Consider the following 17,872-nt stretch of genomic DNA (forward strand, 5'->3'; position numbering starts at 1 on the left):
CATGCCTTCATCAGGGGCAGGCATTGGCGGAATTGATCCCGCCGCTCGGATCGAAGGTGATCGCCGTGACGTAGCGCGGCGCGAAGTAGAAGGACTTCGCGATGTCGATCGGGCCGACGACGGACTGGAGGATGAGCGGCCGGTAGCTGAAGACCACGTCGGCCACGACGAGGAAGCCCGGGCCGAACGTGTCGCTGGGCAACGTCGTCGGACTCGGCCCCGCCGTGTTGGGCGCCGGTACGGGCGGTGTCGTGCAGGACCGTTTCTGGCCCGAGGTCCAGGTGACCTTCGGCGTGTAGGTGCAGTTGGCGGTGCAGCTGGGGACGGTCTGGGTGAACTGAACCCCCGACAGCGACCATTTCAGCAGAGTCCAGACCGAGACGTTCGCGTCCTTGGCAGCCGACATCGCCTCCGGGAACATCACCAGCTGGGACCGGGAAATCGCCAGGATGTCGGTCTGGGTGATCTTGCCGGTGTCGTTGCGCGCCACGAGGTCGGCCAGGGTGCTGGCCGCGAGCTCGACCTTGCGCATGTAGATGACGTAGCGGACGAGATCGAAGGTCACCGCCGAGAGCGTGATCAGCAGCGGCAGGATCAGCGCGAACTCGACGATCGCGATGCCGCGCCCGTCCCGTCCGAAGCGCCTGAGGGTTTGGAGGCTCATGGCGGCGTCAGCACCCGCTCGAGACGCTGGCGGTGGTGAACGGTTCGTTGCGGAAGGCCACCGCCGCCCGGGCGAACACGACCGACGACCCGTTCCAGGGGGTGCCCATCTTCAGCGCGATCCAGATCGGGCTGAAGAGCGGCACCGCGTAGAAGACCTGGATGTATCCGTAGGTGCCCGGACCGCCCGTGCAGTAGGCGGTCTGGCTATTGTCCATGGTAACGGGGACGAGGCTCGTCTCCGCGGCATTGACGAACACCGAGTAGCCGCCACCGGCGCCCGTGAGGGTGGTGGTCTGCAGGCTGGTGACGATGTTGTTGCAGGAGAGCCCGGCGATCAGGTTGGCGCAGACGACCGAGGTGCGGAAGCCGTTGGAGGTGGAGGCCGTATCGGTCAGAGCGCCGATCATGATCGTCCGGCTGGTATCGGCGGTGGCCTTCTCCAGGGCCGCGTAGCAGAAGACGTACAGGCCGCCTTGTAGGATCTCGACGAAGACCAGGATGAAGAGCGGCATGACCAGGGCGAACTCGACGGCCGTCGCCCCGCTCGACGATCGGCGAAAGCGGCTCATCCAGCCCTTTTTCTTGGCGCCGCAAGACATGAGAGTGCCGAAACCGATCGAGTTCTGATGACGCGGGTCGCTTGGCCTTGCCATCACGGTCCGACGGGAGGGTTCCTCTGGTGTCGTTACGAACAGTCGGTGCCGAGATCCCGTATCGACCAGCGATGCACCCCAAGCCTTAAAGTCGGATTACTGCGTTCCGCGAAGGTCTCCGGCATCCCCGCAACGCCGTGACTCCACCGTGACCGGGCCACGGCCGGAGCGGGGCGGACGCCTGCTTCGGCGCGCGGCGAGAACTCTCATGCGGCCACGGGGCTGGACATTGGCGCCCACACGCGGAATCTGCCCGCCGCGCGGGACTGCCCCGGCCGTCCCGTCCTCCGCTGACCTGAGAGAATCCCATGAGCGAACGCATCATCCTCCGCGCCGGCGAGGCCCTCGTCGCGGGCGGACCGCCGAACACGGCTTCCGAGCCCGAGGTGATCATCGGCGAACTCGACGGTCCGGTGGGCACCGCCCTCGCCACCCTCACAGGCGACCAGGTCGTCGGTCACAGCCGCGTCTTCGCCCTGCTCAACACCGACATCATGGTGCGTCCGGTGACGCTCTGCGTCTCGAAGGTGAGCGTCACCGAGAGCAAGTACACCTCGATCCTGATGGGAACGGTGCAGTTCGCCATCGCCAACGGCGTGCTCGACGCGGTGCGGGCCGGCTACATCCCGAAGGAGAAAGCCAACGACCTCGGCATCATCTGCTCGGTCTGGCTGAGCCCGGGCGTGATCGAGGCCGAGACCGTCGACCACAAGGCGCTGTTCGACATCCAGCGCCGGGGCATGACCGAGGCAATCCGCAAGGCCATGTCCAACGAGCCCTCGATCGACTGGCTCCTGGAGAACCAGGACAAGATCGTCCACAAATACTACCAGATGGGCCTCGACGGGAAGATCTGAGCCCGTTCGGGCCTCCCCGGGCCGGCGGCGCTTTGCCGTCGCGCCCGCCGCGTGCCAGACGGCGCGGATGCACGCCGCCCCGCAAACGCCCGATCCCAACACGACCGAACCGATGACACCCGAGAACGAATCACCCGACAACGAGACCGCCAACGCCCCGGCCGCCGGGCCCGTGATCATCCTGGTCCAGCCGCAGCTCGCCGAGAACATCGGCATGACCGCCCGGGCCATGGCGAATTTCGGGGTGTCGGAGCTTCGGCTGGTGGCGCCGAAGAACGGCTGGCCGAAGAAGGGCGTGCGCGAGGCCGCCTCGGGGGCCACCCATATCCTCGACGGTGCGGTGGTCTACGCCACCCTCGGCGAAGCGATCGCGGACCTGCACTACGTTCTGGCGACGACGGCGCGCGAGCGCGGGCAGATGAAGCGGGTCTACGCGCCCGACGAGGCCATGCGCGACGTCGTGGCCCGCAGCGGGCAGCGGGTCGGCATCCTGTTCGGCCGGGAGCGCTCCGGCCTCGACAACGACGAGGTCTCGCTGGCCGACGCCATCGTGACCTTCCCGGTCGATGCCCGCTTCTCCTCCCTCAACCTTGCCCAGGGGGTGCTGCTCATGAGCTACGAGTGGCGCCGGGCGGCCGGACTCTCGGCGCTGCCCTTCACCGGCGAGATGCTGTCGCCCCCGGCGACCCGCGAGGCCATGGCCTCGCTGTTCGGCACCCTGGAGGACAGCCTCGCCGCCGCCGGCTTCTACCCGCCGGAGAAGCGGGACATCATCGCCCGCAACATGCGCGACATGCTCCACCGCATGGCCATGACCGAGCAGGACGTGCGCACGATGCGGGGCGCCCTGCGGGCCCTGACGGCGCGCGGGCCGCGGCCCGTGAAATAGAGCCAAGCACAGGCAGTCTTAACCCCTGCGCGATATTTGCGTGTCACGGTCGTTCGCCATGACGACCGATCGGCTCATCACTCTCGCAGGCGACTTCGCCTCCCGTGCCCACGAGACGGCGTTCCGGTCGGAGCGGCTGCCCTCGACGCTGCGTCACACCCGGGCGGTCCTCGTCGCCTGCCTCGTCATCGACCTCCTGCTCCTCATCGACGACCTCAGCCGGGGCGAGGCCCGCACCGGGGTCGGGGCGATCCTGGCCACCCAACTCGGCATCCTCGCGGCGACGCTCGGCGGTCTCCTGGCCCTGCGCGGGGTCACGGACTTCGCGACGCTGCGGCGCTGGCTTCCCCCCTGGCAGGCCGCCGTGGGCCTGGGCTTCGGCGCGCTCTGCCTGGCGCGTCCCGAGATCCCGCTCCTAGCAGCGCTGCTGATCCCCACCGTCTTCATGCTCGTGATGCCCTTGAGCCTCGTCGCGACGGCCTTCACCGGCAGCGTCTCGGCCCTCATCCTCGTGGCGGGCTTTCTCACGGTGCGGTCTCCCGCCGAGATCAGCCTCGGCATGGCGATCGAACTCGGCCTCGGCCACCTGACGGTGCTGCTCTACATCGCCCGGTCGAACCGCCTGCGCCGCCTGGAATGGACGGCGACCGACGTGGAGCGTCGCGCGAGGCTGGAGCTCGCGGAGAGCCGGGAGCTGTTCGAGACGATGTTCCGGGCCGTGCCGGTGCCGATCGTCGTCTCCCTGGCGGCGACCGGGAAGATCGTCAGCACCAACGATGCCGGGGTGCAGTTCTTCGGGCTCGCCCCCGGCGATACCCTGGCGAACTACGCGAACCGCGACTTCCTCGCCTCGGCCGACCGCCGCAGGATGCAGGCGGTGCTCGACCGGCGCCAGGCGATCCGCGACTGGGAAACCGGCATCGTCGTCCTCACCGGGGAGCGCCGCGACGTGCTGCTCTCGATCGAGTGCGTCCAGATCGACGGCACCGCCTGTCACGTCTCCAGCCTCGTGGACATCACCAGCCGCAAGGCCGCCGAGGCCCAGATCCGCTCGGCCGCCCATCACGACGTGCTCACGGGCCTGCCCAATCGCGCGCTGTTCCAGGCCACCCTGGAGACGGCCCTGGCCCAGGCCGAAGCCCGGGCCACGCCGGTCGGCCTGATCCTGCTCGACCTCGACGCCTTCAAGGAGATCAACGACACCCTCGGGCACGATTCCGGCGATGCCCTGCTCAAGGAGGTCGCCCTGCGCCTCTGCGGCGTGATCGCACCGGACGACCTCGTGGCCCGGCTCGGCGGCGACGAGTTCGTCGTCATCTGCAACGGCCGCGATGGGGCGGGGCGCTCCCGCATCCACGAGCTGGCGGAGTGCATCCTCGACGTCCTGCACCCGCCGATGCCGATCAGCGGGCGGATCGTGGCACCGCGGGCGAGCCTCGGCCTCGCCCTCTATCCCGACCATGCCGGGAACTCGGCCGACCTGTTCACCAACGCGGACCTCGCCCTCTACGCCGCCAAGGCCTCGGGGCGGAACCGCGCGACCCTGTTCGTGTCGGCCCTGCGGGCGAACATCGAGGAGCGGGTGGCGATGACCCGCGAGATGCGCGCGGCCCTCGAGGGCGGCGGCGGCCTGGAGCCCCACTACCAGCCCAAGATCAACCTGGTGTCGGGGGCGGTGATCGGCTTCGAGGCCCTGGCGCGCTGGCAGCATCCCACCCGCGGCCTCCTCGCGCCGGGCGCCTTCTCGGCCATCTTCGATGATCCCGAGATCGGCGTCGCGGTGGGCGACGTCCTACGCCGGCGGATCATCGCCGACCTCCTGCACTGGACGAGCCTCGGGCTCGATCCCGGCCGGGTCTTCCTCAACCTCTCGTCGGCGCAGTTCGCCCAGGGCGACCTCGCCGGGACCTTCCTGGACGACGTCGATTCCGCGGGCCTGCCACGCAGCCGGATCGGCGTCGAGGTGACCGAGACCGTCCTCCTCGGCAGCCACGGTGACCGGGTCAGCGACGTGCTGGCCGCCCTGCACGGCTCCGGCATCCGGGTCGCCCTCGACGATTTCGGCACCGGCTACGCCTCGCTCACCCACCTGAAACAGTTCCCGGTGGACGAGATCAAGATCGATCGCAGCTTCATCCGGGACCTCGAGCGCGACGCCAACGACGCCGCCATCGTCACCGCCGTGCTGCAGCTCGGCCGAAGCCTCGCCCTCGACGTGACGGCCGAGGGCGTCGAGACGGCCGAACAGGCCGCCTTCCTGCGGGACGGGGGTTGCACCAACGTCCAGGGCTACCTCTACGGAAAGCCGATGCCGGCGAGCCGCGTCCCCTGGTTCCTGCGCAACCGCCCCGACCTCCTCGGCGACGCGGATGCGGAGCCGGCCCTGCAGATCGCCTGAGTCGGGCGGGCGGGGCACGAAGGTGGGACGAGGCGGGCCATCGCCGGTCCGCGGCGCCTGCCCAACCGTCGGAAACCCAGCCCCGATCACCCGCGAAACAGCGACTTGGCGCGCATCCTTCAGACGTCGCAGTGAACGTTCACGACCTCACCCGCAGATCGACGTGCTTCGATACCCCGGAGACGCAGAATCGGCCACGGTTGCGTCCACGAAGACACGGCCGCGGATGGCCCTCGGTGCAGCCGGCAATAACCACGACTAAAAAAGGTCCCACAACACCCGTACGCACAGAGCGAACACCATATATTCAAAATATAAACCGTGAATTCAGCTCAGTTTGAGCCAAAATGGCTCAGAAATGACGGTATCCGATTTGACTAGTCTGATTTGCAGCCATGCTCAATTGATGACATTATCATTTGAAAGTTTCAGCGGGTCTCGGGGACATGCACGTCGACAATCTCAAGTTCTCTCCGGCCCAGTTCTTGAACCTGATTGAAAGCCACGGTCTCACCGGCACCTGGGGTTGGCATTTCGCCGACAACCAGCACGTCTGGTCGGGCGGCCTGTACAATCTCCTCGGCCTCGACCCACTGACCACGCGGCCGAGCTACGAACTGCTGGTTGCCCTGGTCCTGGCGGAGGACCGCGCGAAACTGGAGACCGGCGCCGACCTGATCCAGGGTACCGCCCTCGGCAATCAGACGGTGCGATTCCGCCGGCCGGACGGCGCGATGCGGGTCCTGTCGGTACGAAACGAGATCTATTTCGACCCGCAGGGGCGACCGCGCGGGGCCGCGGGCGTCGTCCTGGATGTGACGGACCACGAGAGTCTCCGGCAGGCGCGCCTGGCCGACCAGCGCCGCAGCAGGGTCCTGTTCGGGGAAGGGGGCACGGCGAGCCTCTTCGGCGAGGCCAACCTGGCCTTTGCCGGGCCGACGGACCTGCCGGAAGCGGGCAGCGGGGATTGGACCGGTGCCGGCCGGTCGACGGGGTTGGACACGGGTCTGTCCGGCCTTGCCCGCGAGGAGAGCCTGGACCGGGCGATCGATGGGCGGCACCTGCGTGCCGCCCGAGCCCTGCTGGATTGGTCCATGTCCGATCTCGCCAACGCCTCCGGCCTCTCCCTCTCGACGGTGAAGCGCATGGAGGAGCATCTCGACGGCACGGCCCAGCAATCCCGCAACAAGGCGGTGGAGACCCTGCGCAAGGCCGGGATCCGGTTCTCCCGCCTGGAGGGCGCGGTGATCGGCATCGGGCTCCGGGAGGACGCGCGCCCCTGAGGCTGCCCGGACGCCGATGGCGCCTTAACCCAGCGCGAACCATGTCGCCGATTCGTCGGGAACCATAAAGGACCTGACGTCTCCGAGCCGGTAAGCTTCGCCGTGAGACAGGCGAAGCGATGCAGATCGATCTCCAAACCCTCTGGTACCTGACGATCGGGACGCTGCTGGTGTCGACCGCGCTGCTGCTCTGGGAGCGGCAGGCGCACCCGGCCCGCGCGCAGGGTCTCGCCGTCCTGGCCGCCGGCCTCGTGGCCTTCGTCCTGGGCTGCGTCGTCGCGATGAACCGCAGCCGCGTGCCGATCGCCCTCGGCATGGGGGCGACCAACCTCCTGATGGTGTCGGGCTATCTCCTGGTCCTCAACGCCGCGGCGAGCCTCGACGGCCGGCGGCACCTGCGCGCCTCCCTCGTCGCCCTGGCGGCCCTCGCGATCCTGTGGGCGGTTGCCGGCACACAATTCCCGACCGCCTTCTGGAACCACGTCTCGGCCCTTCCCATCGCGCTGGCCTGCGGCCTGACGGCCTGGCTCCTCCTGCGCAGCCGGACAGCCCGGGGCCTGCGGTCCCGGCCGGTGGCGGTCTCGATCTCCGCCGTCCACGCCGTCTTCTATCTCGGCCGCGCCTTCGTGGCCCCCGTCCTCGTCCGGCATTACGGCCCGGACATGCTCCTCATCGTGGCCAAGGCGACGATGTACGAGGCGGTGCTGTATTCGGTGGCGATGCCGATGTCATTCCTCGCCCTCGTCCGCGAGGAGGAGAAGCAGCACCTCCTGCGCCTGTCGCAGACGGACCAGCTCACGGGGCTCGCGAACCGCCACGCTTTCTTCGAGCAGGGGGACCGGATGCTGCGGGAGCGCCCGGGGCGCCCCGTCGCGCTCCTCGCCTTCGACCTCGACCACTTCAAGGCGATCAACGACCGCTACGGCCATCCGGCGGGCGACGCGATCCTGAAGCTGTTCGCCGACACCGCCCGCGCCAGCGCGGGTCCCGATGCGCTCCTGGTCCGCCTGGGGGGCGAGGAATTCGCCGCGCTCCTCCCCGATTGCGATCGCCACCAGGCGCTGAGTCGCGGTGCCCTGATCGCCAGCCGGTTCGCCGCCGCCGCGCGGGCGGAGGGGCCGGGCATCCCGGCGACGGTCAGCATCGGTCTCGCGGCGTTGGACCGCAGCGACCTGAGCGCGCTGCTGGCCAGCGCCGATGCGGCCCTGTACCGGGCCAAGGGTCTCGGCCGCAACCGCATCGAGGCCGCGAGCCCGCAGGGCCTCTCCGCCGCGGCCTGAAGGCCGGGGGCCGGCACTGACGGCCTGCCTCATCCACCCGTGGCGCTGCCGACCCGACGATCTCCGACCCTAGCTCTCGGAGCGTCCCCGCAGGCTCGCGTGGGCCGAGACCGGCTGCGCCGGCCCGTGCCACGATCGGGACAGCGGGAGACACACGCCGGCTTCGCTCCGAGCGTTCCAAGTAAAGTCCACCTTGAAACAGTCATTTGTTGGATTTTTGTGCCGATCAATCGAATTGCGCATCATCCAATCGTCGCCATTTGAACACCGAGCAAGATCTTCGCTGAGCTATTTTATGTCATAGCCTCAAAGGACATCGGAATTTAGACCTAAGATTACGATTCCGTGCAGAGAAAGCCTTCATAGAACACAGCTAAGTCCAGGATCAGCGTAACGCAGACTTAGAGGAACGATGAGAGGATCAGGACGTCTTCCGAGAGTCGTCCCATGTTTCGCAGATCTGCCTATAACGAGACCCAGGCCACCCTCGACGCGCTCGCGCGATCGCTGGCCATCATCGAGTTCGCCATGGATGGGACTATCCTGCGGGCGAACCCCAACTTCCTCTCCGTCATCGGCTACGATCTGGACGACCTGAAGGGGAAGCACCATCGGATCTTCGTCGGCGACGAGGTGGCGGGCAGCGCGGATTACGCCGCGTTCTGGACGCGCCTGCAGGCGGGCACGTTCGCGTCCGGCGAGTTCCTGCGCCGGGCTCGGTCCGGCGCCAAGGTCTGGCTGGAAGCCACCTACAACCCGATCCTCGGGCCGGATGGCAGGCCGTTCAAGGTGGTCAAGTTCGCCAGCGACATCACGGCGAAGAAGAACGAGACCAGTCGGCTCTTGCGGATGATCGACGAGATGCCGGTTGCCGTGATGACCGCCGATCCGAAGAACGACTTCAAGATCAACTATCTCAACACCACCTCGCGCAAGACCCTCGAGGCAATCGAACGCTACCTGCCCATCAAGGCTTCCGAGATGATGGGTCAGTCCTTCGACGTCTTTCACAAGAACCCGCACCATCAGCGGAACATGCTGGCCGATGCGAGCCGGCTGCCGCACCGGACCAAGATCCGGGTCGGCCCCGAGACCCTCGACCTCCAGGTCTCCGCCATCATGGATGCGGACGGCGCCTATGTCGGCCCGATGCTGACCTGGTCGGTGGTCACGGCACAGCTCGCGATGGCCGAGGAGGTCGGCGGCGTGGTCGATGCCCTCGGGACGGCGATCGGCGAGATGAAGGAGTCCGCGCAAGGCCTGAACCGGTCGGCCGAGGCGGCGAGCGAGCGGGCGAATTCGGTGGCCGCCGGCTCGGAGGAGATGACGAGCTCGATCCACGAGATCTCCGGACAGGTCGGCCGTGTCTCCGAGCGGACCCAGCAGATCGCCACCCAGGCGGCGGCCACGGACACCACCGTGCGCAACCTCGCGACCAATGCGGGCGAGGTCGATGCGGTGGTGGGCATGATCAAGTCCATCGCCGACCAGACCAACCTCCTCGCCCTGAACGCCACGATCGAGGCGGCGCGGGCCGGTGCGGCGGGGCGCGGCTTCGCGGTGGTGGCCACCGAGGTCAAGGAACTCGCGGGCCAGACCGCCCGGGCGACCGGCGAGATCACCCACAAGGTGCACGCCATCCAGAGGGCGACCGGGGAGGCAGTGACGGCCATCCGCCAGATCACCGAGGAGGTCGCCGAACTCTCCAAGCTCACCCTGGCCATGGCGAGCGCCGTCGAGCAGCAGGCGGCCTCGACCCAGGAGATGTCGTCCAACATCACCGGCGTCTCGGCCGCCGCCGGGGAGACCGGTCAGCTCGCCGAGATGGTCCGGCGGATCTCCGACAGGCTCCAGGCGCATTCCGCCGGGCTCGGGGCCAGCATGCAGAAGTACCTCAAGGCGAACTGAGCCGGCTCGAGAGATCGGGCGCGTCCGGGCCAAAGCGTCCCGGCCGCGCCGAAGCCGAACCCCCTCCCGGCCTATCGCAGCCGCGGCGCCTTCCGCCGCGAGAGACGGTCAACACCCCTGTGTCAAGCGACCAATCCTTCTCCACGACGGTTCCCGACGGCCACGGGATGGCGGCGGCCGCGCTCCAGGCCGGCCGGGCGCGATCGGGCGTCGCGGCTGTCGAGCCCGCAGTCCTGCGCCGGTCGCGCGGCCAGCCGGTGAGCGCGCTCCTGAAGCGGACGCAGGGCGAGCGCCTGCGCCTGATCGAGGCCCGCAGCCGGGCCATGGCGGCCGACGATGCGCGGAACCTGCTCCTCGAACGGCTGGGCCTGATCGCGCGGGTCGGCGGCGCGCGTCCGCACCCCCTCCGGGGCCATTCCGTCATCGCCTGGACCATCACCGAGGCCGGTCGCGCGGCACTCGCGGAGATCGAGGCCGATCGCGGCTGAGCGCGGCTGGATCGCGAGGGGCGCTCGTCAGCCGAGCGGGGCCAGGGCCTGCGCGACGTCGGCGATGAGGTCCTCGACGCTCTCCAGGCCGATCGAGAGGCGCACCGTCTCGGGGCCGACCTTGGCGGCCGCCTTGTCGGCGGGGGCGAGCTGGCGGTGGGTGGTGGTGGCCGGGTGGATCGCCAGGGACTTGATCTCGCCGATGTTCACGAGGTGCGAGATCAGCTTCAGGCCCATGATGAACTGGACCGCCGCCGCCTCGCCGCCCTTCAGCGCGACGGTGAAGATCGAGCCCGGGCCCTGCGGCACGTACCGGGCGGCCATCGCTTCGCCCTCTTGGCCGGGGAGGGCGGGGTAGCTCACCCAGGCCACCGCCGGGTGGTCCTTCAGGAAGGCCGCGACCGCCCTGGCGTTCGCGCAGTGCCGCTCCATCCGCAGGGGCAGGGTCTCGATACCGGTGAGCGTCAGGAAGGCGTTCATCGGCGACAGGCCGGGGCCGAGCTCGCGCATGCCGAAGACGCGGCAGGCCGAGGCGAAGGCGAAGTCCGGGAAGCGCTCGGTGAGCACGAGGCCGTCATAGTCGGCCCAGGGCTCGCTTATCAGGTTGTAGCGGCCGGGGATCGCCGCCCAGTCGAACTTGCCCGCGTCGCAGATCACGCCGCCGATGGTCTGGCCGGAGCCGCCGAGGAACTTCGAGGTCGAGTGGATGACGATGTCGGCCCCGTGCTCGATCGGCCGGATCAGGGCCGGGGAGGCGAGGGTGTTGTCGACGACGAGCGGCAGGCCGTGCCGGCGCGCCACCTCGGCGATGCCGGCCAGATCCATCACGGTGGCGCAGGGGTTGACGATGGATTCGCAGACGATCGCCCGGGTCTCCGGGGTGATCTCGGCCTCGAAATCGGCCGGGGTCAGGCCCTTGGTGAACTGGGGCTTCAGGTCGTAGCGCCCGTCGAGGCGGTTCATCAGGCCGAGCGAGCCGCCGAACAGGCGCGAGGAGGCGACGTAGGCCTCGCCGCTTTTCATCAGGGTCATCAGCACCATCAGCACGGCCGACTGGCCCGAGGCCACCGCCACGGCGGCCTTGGCGCCCTCCAGCGCGGCGACGCGGCGCTCCAGGGCGGCCACGGTCGGGTTCGAGCCGCGCGAGTAGGAGAACCCGGTGCGGCGCATGGCGAAGATGTCCGCCGCCTGCTGGGTGTCCTCGAAGACGAAGCCGTTGGTGAAGTAGATCGGCTGGGCCCGGGCGCCGGTGGCGGGGTCGGGGGCGGCGCCGGCATGGATCGCCTGGGTGGCGAAGCGATGGGTCTGGGTCTCGGTGGCCATCGGGGCCTCCCGTCTGTGAAGGTCGGGGGAGCGGTCAGGCGGCGCGGCGGGCGAAGGCGCGCAGGGTCCGGACCAGGGTCGAGGGCTCGTAGGGCTTCGGGATGAAGCGCGCCCCGTCGGGCATGTCGTGCGGGCCGGGCGTGCCCATGCCGGAGACGACGAGGACGGGGATGGTGGGCCAGCGATGGGCCACCAGGCGGGCCAGGGCGAAGCCGTCCATGGAGCCGCGGGGCATGTCCACGTCGGTCATCAGCACGTCGACGTCGGCGCGGCTCTCCAGCACCGAGAGGGCGTTGTCGGCGTGGCTCGCTTCCACCACCTCGAACCCGGCATCCGCGAGCGTGTCGGCGGCTTCCATCAGGAGCAGGCCATCGTCTTCGACGAGGAGAACGACGGGCAGGTCCGTCGGGTCTTTCTTCGCGGGCGAGGCTGGCGTCTCTGGGGGGTTCTGCGTCATCGGCGGCCGGACGATCTCGCGACGGGGGTGAGACGGGGGCCTAGGCCCCGCCGACGGTGCCGTCAATAACGGCCGGTGTCGCGCATCCGTTTCACCGGGGCGGGCAGGCGCCGCGCCGGCATCTCCGGGGCGAAGGCCACCGCGAGGGCGACCAGGGCCGTCAGGATGGCGAGGAACGCCAGGCCGTCGCCGATCTGTTCCCAGAATGCCCAGTCCATCGCAGCCGAGGCCGTCATCGCCACCTCCGGTGATCGCGACGCCAGCCTCGACCCGATAGGGTAAAGAGACCGTTAACACGGGCGCGCTCAGGCGGTGAGCGCGGCGTCGAGATCGGCGATCAGATCCTGTGGATCCTCGAGGCCGACCGAGAGCCGCACCACCTCCGGCCCGGCCCCGGCGGCGACCCGCTGCGGGTCGGTGAGCTGGCGGTGGGTGGTGGAGGCGGGGTGGATGATGAGCGAGCGGGTGTCGCCGATATTGGCGAGATGCGAGAACAGCGTCAGGTTCGAGACGAGCTTGACCCCCGCCTCGTAGCCGCCCTTCAGACCGAGGGTGAAGACCGCGCCGGCGCCGTGCGGCGTGTAGCGCCGGGCGAGCTGGTGGTACTTGTCCGTCTCCAGGCCCGGATAGCTGACCCAGGCCACCGCCGGGTGGGTCTGCAGGAAGGTCGCCACCGCCAGGGCGTTGTCGCAGTGGCGCTGCATCCGCAGCGGCAGGGTCTCGATGCCCGAGAGCAGCAGGAAGGCGTTGAAGGGCGAGAGCGCCGGCCCGAGGTCGCGCAGGCCGAGCACCCGCACCGCGATGGCGAAGGCGAAGTTGCCGAAGGTCTCGGCCAGCACCTTGCCGGCATATTCCGGCCGGGGCGCCGACAGCATCGGGAAGCGCGCGTCGCCCGCCCACGGGAAGGTGCCGCCGTCCACCACGAGGCCGCCGATGGAATTGCCGTGCCCGCCGAGGAACTTCGTCGCCGAGTGCACGACGATGTCGGCCCCGTGCTCGAAGGGGCGGATCAGGTAGGGGCTCGCCATCGTGTTGTCGACGATGAGCGGGATGTTGTGGCGCTTCGCGATCTCGGAGAGCGCCGCGATATCGGTGATGACCCCGCCCGGGTTGGCGATCGACTCGCAGAAGATCGCCTTGGTGCGCGGCGTGATCGCCCGCTCGAACGAGGACGGGTCGTCGGTCTGGGCCCAGACCACGTTCCAGCCGAAGTTCTTGTAGGAATGGTTGAACTGGTTGATCGAGCCGCCGTAGAGCCGGTCGGCCGCGATGAACTCGTCGCCCGGCTGCATCAGGGCGTGCATCACCAGGAACTCGGCCGCGTGGCCCGAGGCGACGGCCACGGCGGCGGTGCCGCCCTCCAGGGCCGCGACGCGCTCCTCCAGCACCGCGTTGGTGGGGTTGGTGATGCGCGAGTAGATGTTGCCGAAGGCCTCGAGCCCGAACAGCGAGGCGGCGTGCTCGGCATCGTCGAACACGAACGAGGCGGTCTGGTAGATCGGCGTGGCCCGGGCGCCCGTGGTCGGGTCGGGCAGGGCGCCGGCATGGATGGCCCGCGTGTTGAAGCCGGGCTGATGATCGGTCATCGCAAAAACCTCCCGGGCCCGCCGGCCCGCACATGCCCATCCTCTACGCCCCGGCCGAGGCCGGCGGAAGAGGCTGGCATCCGCCGAAACGAACGATGGTTCTTTATGCCGGACGGACCGGAGGGTCAAGGCAGGGCAGGGCGCCTCCCTCCCCCTTGTGGGGAGGGATCGAGGGTGGGGGTGGCGCCGCCGGCCTCGACCGGCGAGGCCTTGCCGCGCCGGGTCCGGGTTCGCGGATGGCGCCCCCGCAGGACGGCGTGGTGTCACCGGCCCTCGATCCCCGCGCGCGTGCCGAGCGTGCGCCCAAAGGGCGTCGCCATCGGCCCCGGCCGGTGGCGGGTCACCCGGCCACTCCCACCCCGACCCCTCCCCACACGGGGGAGGGGGCGCCGCGCGAAACCGGCGCTATCCTGCCGGTCCGAGCTGCGCTATGGCCCCCGGCCATGAGCCAGACAGCCCTCCACCCCGCCGCCGCCCGCCCGACGACACCGGCCGAAGCCGTGCCGGCGGCGCGGATCCTCATCGCCAGCTTCGTCGGCACCGCGATCGAGTTCTACGACTTCTACGTCTACGCCACGGCGGCCGCCCTGGTGATCGGGCCGATCTTCTTCCCGCCCGCCGATCCGGCGGTGCAGACGCTGGCCGCCTTCGCCACCTTCTCCATCGCCTTCATCGCCCGGCCCCTGGGCGCGGCCTTCTTCGGCCATTTCGGCGACCGGGTCGGGCGCAAGGCCACCCTCGTGGCCTCCCTGATGATCATGGGCCTGTCGACGGTGCTGATCGGCTGCCTGCCCTCCTACGCCACCGCCGGCTGGTGGGCGCCGCTGGCCCTCTGCGTCCTGCGCTTCGGCCAGGGCGTCGGCTTCGGCGGCGAGTGGGGCGGCGCGGCCCTGCTGGCGGTGGAGAACGCCCCGCCGGGACGGCGCGCCCTCTACGGCATCTTCCCGCAGCTCGGCGCCCCCGTGGGCTTCATCACCGCCAACCTGGGCTTCCTCGGCCTCGCCCTGGCCCTGAGCCCCGCCGACTTCCAGGCCTGGGGCTGGCGCATCCCGTTCCTGGCCTCGACCGCCCTGGTGGGCGTCGGGCTCTATGTCCGCCTCAAGCTCACCGAGACCCCGGTCTTCAAGGCCGCCCTGGAAAAGGCCGCCCCCGAGAAGGTGCCGCTGGCGGTGATCTTCACCAAGTACCTCCGCGCGACCCTGCTCGGCACCTTCGCGATGGTGGCCTGCTACGCGGTGTTCTACCTCTCCACCGTCTTCGCCCTGAGCTACGGCGTCTCGACGCTGGGCTTCACCCGGCCGACCTTCCTGCTCTTCGAATGCGTGGCCGTGCTGTTCATGGGCCTCGGCATCCCCCTCTCGGGCTGGGCCGCCGACCGCTACGGACGCCGCCCCGTCCTCCTCTCCGGCCTCGTCTTCACCGCGAGCCTCGGCCTGCTGATGGGCCCGATGCTCGGCAGCGGCCAGGGCGGCCTCGTCCTCGGCTTCCTGTGCCTGGGCCTCTTCGCCATGGGCTGGCTCTTCGGCCCCATGGGCGCCCTCCTGCCCGAACTCTTCCCGACCCGCGTGCGCTACACCGGCGCCAGCGTGACCTACAACCTCGCGGGCATTCTGGGGGCCTCCGCTGCGCCGTACTTGGCGCAGAGGTTGAGCGAGTGGGGCGGTGTCGGTTGGGTGGGGCTGTACTTGGCCGTAGCGGCTGGGGTTAGCTTTGGGGCCGTAACGTTCATGCGTGAGACAAAGAGTGATACTATTTGATAAGGTAATGCTACAATTTGATAAATATTACTTCATAGTAAATGGGTAACGTTCATTCAAGCTAAATTAAATAATATAGCTATCTGATCTCTCTCAACTCACAGAATTTAATCCGAATAGGATAGTCGCAGCAAAATTTTTTAAAAAATCTCTCCGGTAATTTAATTTTATAGACATTTTATTTTACAGAAATTCACACCAGATGATGACTCGCAACAAGTAATTTTGATTTTCGGCATCAGATTATTTTGAAAAGGCATAATGGTCTCGCAGCCGGAAAATTCCCTCTGGCAGATCAGCCTCATGCTCAAATGGTTTTTCCGGCAAAAATCGCGTGGCTGAAATTGAACGTATAATGAGCGGATAAAACGTCTCGTCTTGTACTGTTACTGATCGACCTAACTGTGCTTCAATATCCATTCCGATCGCCAATTCAGCTGCAGCTCTGAAAGGAGCACACTTCAAAGCATTCTCAAATCTGTCTCTCAATGCATTTGGTAGGCAGCTAGTTATTTTTCGCAGTTTGTTTTGATGAAAGTCAAATGTAGCACAATGTAATTGGTCAGCAAATTCATAATTTGCACTGGCTGTCATCATTTTTTCATTGAGCCTAGAATAAATATTCAATTGCACGTTGCGCATGTTGATCCGAGACTCAGAGTTTAATCCTAGCTTAATTAGCGCGGCGCCGAAATCAGGTGCAAAATCTCGTAGGTAGGGCTTTATCAAAAATTTTGGGGCCATATATCTCTCGAGTTCACCCCAATTGCTATCATAGTTCTGAAATTCAATCTCAAATATTTGCTTTGACTCCGATATATTGTGAATGACAATTTTTCTGCCGTTACATAAGGCGAAATACTGACATTTTATTTCTGGATGTATTGCGTAACTATAAGCCTGCTGTATGTGATGCCTTTTTGATATGTCTTCTGAAGGACTTTTTGCGTCTAGAACCAAAATAGGCTTATTTTCATCCATCAAAACATAATCAGGCACGATATTTACTGGACTCTTACGGGTCCCAATGTATATATATGGATGAGTCAAACTCCACCCTCTAACTACTTTGTACCGGCCAGAGAGAGTGAATCCTAAGCGTCGAAGTATAGGTGTAATCACCAACTCTCTAACGGAGTCTTCCTTAAAATTTCTTTCGTCAAACATTTTATAATGGAGATCGTCAAACACGTTCTGTCTTCCTTTTTAATCTTTACTGTATATATTTAAGTTAAATCTAACTTCGGACAACGATCCATCACCACAACACACCCCGCCGCCTCCGCCCGCGAGGCGGCGGCATCATCCCGAACCCCGATCTGCATCCAGATGAAGCGCGGCGGCTGGGGGAGGGCGAGCGCCTCGTCCACCACCCCACCGGCCGCGTCGGAACTGCGAAAGATCTCCACCATGTCGACGGGCTCGGGCAGGTCGGCGAGGCGGGCGACGACGGGCTGGCCCTGGAGCGTCTGTCCGGCGAGCCCGGGATTGACAGGGATCACGCGGTAGCCGCGCTCCAGCAGGAAGGCCATGACGTGGTGGCTCGGCCTGCCTGGGTTGGCAGAGGCGCCGACCAGCGCGATGGTCCGGGTCTCGGAGAGGACCCGGCGGATCAGGGCGGGGTCGTAGGCATCGTGGGACTGGCGCATCCCTGATCTTGTCGGGCAAGCGGGGGCGTGCTGCAAGGCTTCGCGGGTCTTCCTCAAGACTCGCGGAGCGTCGTCCAGTCGTCGCGCGGGGAACCCGCGTCATCGGGTCGGTGGCGGCCCGTTGAACCGGAGTGTCCGTCCATGTCCGAGACCCTGCCACAGGCCCTTACGTTGGAAGAGACGGTGGCCTTCCTCGACTCGGCCTTCCCGCAGATGGCGGCCGGGGGCCGGACCTACCACCTCGTGGACGTCGGCCCCGGCCTCGCCCGGATGCGGATGGACCACCACGAGCGCCACCTGCGCCCCGGCGGCACGGTCTCCGGCCCCTCCATGATGGCGCTGGCCGACTACGCCCTCTACGCCGCGATCCTCGCCAGCCTCGGCCCGGTGGCGCTCGCCGTCACCACCAGCCTCAATTTCAATTTCCTGCGCAGGCCCGGCCCCCACGGGCTCCTCGGCACCGCCCGCCTGCTCAAGCTCGGCCGGCGCCTCGCCGTCGGCGAAGTCCACATCACCGGCCCCGACGGCGGGTCCCTGGTCTGCCACGCCACCGGCACCTACGCGATTCCGCCGGGCGCGTGAGTGCGGTCCGCGCGGCGGTCGGATTCCCCGCGACCTCGACACGACCCTCTTGGTATACCCAGGCGTTTTGGGACGGCCCGGCGCGCGCTCCGGTTC

The 17,872-nt window shown here is 67.3% G+C and carries 17 protein-coding genes; 9 read left to right on the forward strand and 8 right to left on the reverse strand.

What is annotated here, in order from left to right; genetic code table 11:
• Nucleotides 1-10 precede the first annotated feature (10 nt).
• Both AC1MGR_RS08330 and AC1MGR_RS08335 read right to left on the reverse strand, forming a co-directional pair.
• Nucleotides 11-664: a TadE/TadG family type IV pilus assembly protein gene (locus AC1MGR_RS08330; RefSeq protein ID WP_108034597.1), complete on the reverse strand. Its 654-nt coding sequence runs from the start codon at nt 662-664 to the stop codon at nt 11-13.
• Nucleotides 665-671: 7 nt separating this feature from the next.
• Nucleotides 672-1,235: a TadE/TadG family type IV pilus assembly protein gene (locus AC1MGR_RS08335; RefSeq protein WP_181259577.1), complete on the reverse strand. Its 564-nt coding sequence runs from the start codon at nt 1,233-1,235 to the stop codon at nt 672-674.
• 392 nt (nt 1,236-1,627) lie between these two features.
• Here AC1MGR_RS08335 and AC1MGR_RS08340 point away from each other — a divergent pair, with 392 nt between their 5' ends.
• The 7 genes from AC1MGR_RS08340 (at nt 1,628) to AC1MGR_RS08370 (ending at nt 10,422) form a co-directional block, all read left to right on the forward strand.
• Entirely contained in the window at nt 1,628-2,176 is a 549-nt protein-coding gene (locus AC1MGR_RS08340) for a formaldehyde-activating enzyme (RefSeq protein ID WP_108034599.1), read from the forward strand.
• 112 nt (nt 2,177-2,288) lie between these two features.
• Nucleotides 2,289-3,065: an RNA methyltransferase gene (locus AC1MGR_RS08345; protein ID WP_480234276.1), complete on the forward strand. Its 777-nt coding sequence runs from the start codon at nt 2,289-2,291 to the stop codon at nt 3,063-3,065.
• A 58-nt stretch (nt 3,066-3,123) separates the two neighbouring features.
• Nucleotides 3,124-5,463 (forward strand): putative bifunctional diguanylate cyclase/phosphodiesterase, encoded by a 2,340-nt coding sequence (locus AC1MGR_RS08350; protein WP_480234277.1) that lies wholly within the window; start codon nt 3,124-3,126, stop codon nt 5,461-5,463.
• Between the two features lie 446 nt (nt 5,464-5,909).
• Complete coding sequence (locus AC1MGR_RS08355; RefSeq protein WP_480234278.1) at nt 5,910-6,746, forward strand: PAS domain-containing protein; 837 nt, start codon at nt 5,910-5,912, stop codon at nt 6,744-6,746.
• 119 nt (nt 6,747-6,865) lie between these two features.
• A complete protein-coding gene (locus tag AC1MGR_RS08360) occupies nt 6,866-8,026 on the forward strand; it encodes a GGDEF domain-containing protein (RefSeq protein ID WP_480234279.1) in 1,161 nt (386 codons plus the stop codon).
• 447 nt (nt 8,027-8,473) lie between these two features.
• Nucleotides 8,474-9,934 (forward strand): methyl-accepting chemotaxis protein, encoded by a 1,461-nt coding sequence (locus AC1MGR_RS08365; RefSeq protein ID WP_480234280.1) that lies wholly within the window; start codon nt 8,474-8,476, stop codon nt 9,932-9,934.
• Between the two features lie 119 nt (nt 9,935-10,053).
• Nucleotides 10,054-10,422 carry a hypothetical protein gene (locus tag AC1MGR_RS08370; protein ID WP_480234281.1) on the forward strand — a complete coding sequence of 123 codons (369 nt, stop codon included), beginning with the start codon at nt 10,054-10,056 and terminating at the stop codon, nt 10,420-10,422.
• A 27-nt stretch (nt 10,423-10,449) separates the two neighbouring features.
• Here the strand turns inward: AC1MGR_RS08370 and AC1MGR_RS08375 are convergent, their stop codons facing one another.
• The 4 genes from AC1MGR_RS08375 to AC1MGR_RS08390 form a co-directional block, all read right to left on the reverse strand.
• Nucleotides 10,450-11,745, reverse strand: a complete 1,296-nt coding sequence (locus AC1MGR_RS08375) for an O-acetylhomoserine aminocarboxypropyltransferase/cysteine synthase family protein (protein ID WP_480234282.1) — start codon at nt 11,743-11,745, stop codon at nt 10,450-10,452.
• A gap of 34 nt (nt 11,746-11,779) precedes the next feature.
• Entirely contained in the window at nt 11,780-12,202 is a 423-nt protein-coding gene (locus AC1MGR_RS08380; protein ID WP_108034607.1) for a response regulator, read from the reverse strand.
• A gap of 62 nt (nt 12,203-12,264) precedes the next feature.
• The gene (locus tag AC1MGR_RS08385; protein WP_480234283.1) at nt 12,265-12,438 is read right to left on the reverse strand and encodes a hypothetical protein; all 174 of its coding nucleotides are present in this window, start codon (nt 12,436-12,438) and stop codon (nt 12,265-12,267) included.
• Between the two features lie 69 nt (nt 12,439-12,507).
• The gene (locus AC1MGR_RS08390; protein ID WP_480234284.1) at nt 12,508-13,788 is read right to left on the reverse strand and encodes an O-acetylhomoserine aminocarboxypropyltransferase; all 1,281 of its coding nucleotides are present in this window, start codon (nt 13,786-13,788) and stop codon (nt 12,508-12,510) included.
• 443 nt (nt 13,789-14,231) lie between these two features.
• On the opposite strand from AC1MGR_RS08390, the gene AC1MGR_RS08395 reads away from it, so the two are divergent.
• Complete coding sequence (locus tag AC1MGR_RS08395) at nt 14,232-15,545, forward strand: MFS transporter (protein WP_480234285.1); 1,314 nt, start codon at nt 14,232-14,234, stop codon at nt 15,543-15,545.
• A 243-nt stretch (nt 15,546-15,788) separates the two neighbouring features.
• Here AC1MGR_RS08395 and AC1MGR_RS08400 read toward each other — a convergent pair whose 3' ends face one another.
• The gene (locus AC1MGR_RS08400; protein ID WP_480234286.1) at nt 15,789-16,736 is read right to left on the reverse strand and encodes a hypothetical protein; all 948 of its coding nucleotides are present in this window, start codon (nt 16,734-16,736) and stop codon (nt 15,789-15,791) included.
• A gap of 35 nt (nt 16,737-16,771) precedes the next feature.
• Nucleotides 16,772-17,194 (reverse strand): CoA-binding protein, encoded by a 423-nt coding sequence (locus AC1MGR_RS08405; protein WP_480234287.1) that lies wholly within the window; start codon nt 17,192-17,194, stop codon nt 16,772-16,774.
• Nucleotides 17,195-17,335: 141 nt separating this feature from the next.
• On the opposite strand from AC1MGR_RS08405, the gene AC1MGR_RS08410 reads away from it, so the two are divergent.
• Nucleotides 17,336-17,776: a PaaI family thioesterase gene (locus AC1MGR_RS08410; RefSeq protein WP_480234288.1), complete on the forward strand. Its 441-nt coding sequence runs from the start codon at nt 17,336-17,338 to the stop codon at nt 17,774-17,776.
• Nucleotides 17,777-17,872: the final 96 nt, after the last annotated feature.

It is taken from the genome of Methylobacterium sp. BI1 (assembly GCF_056680125.1).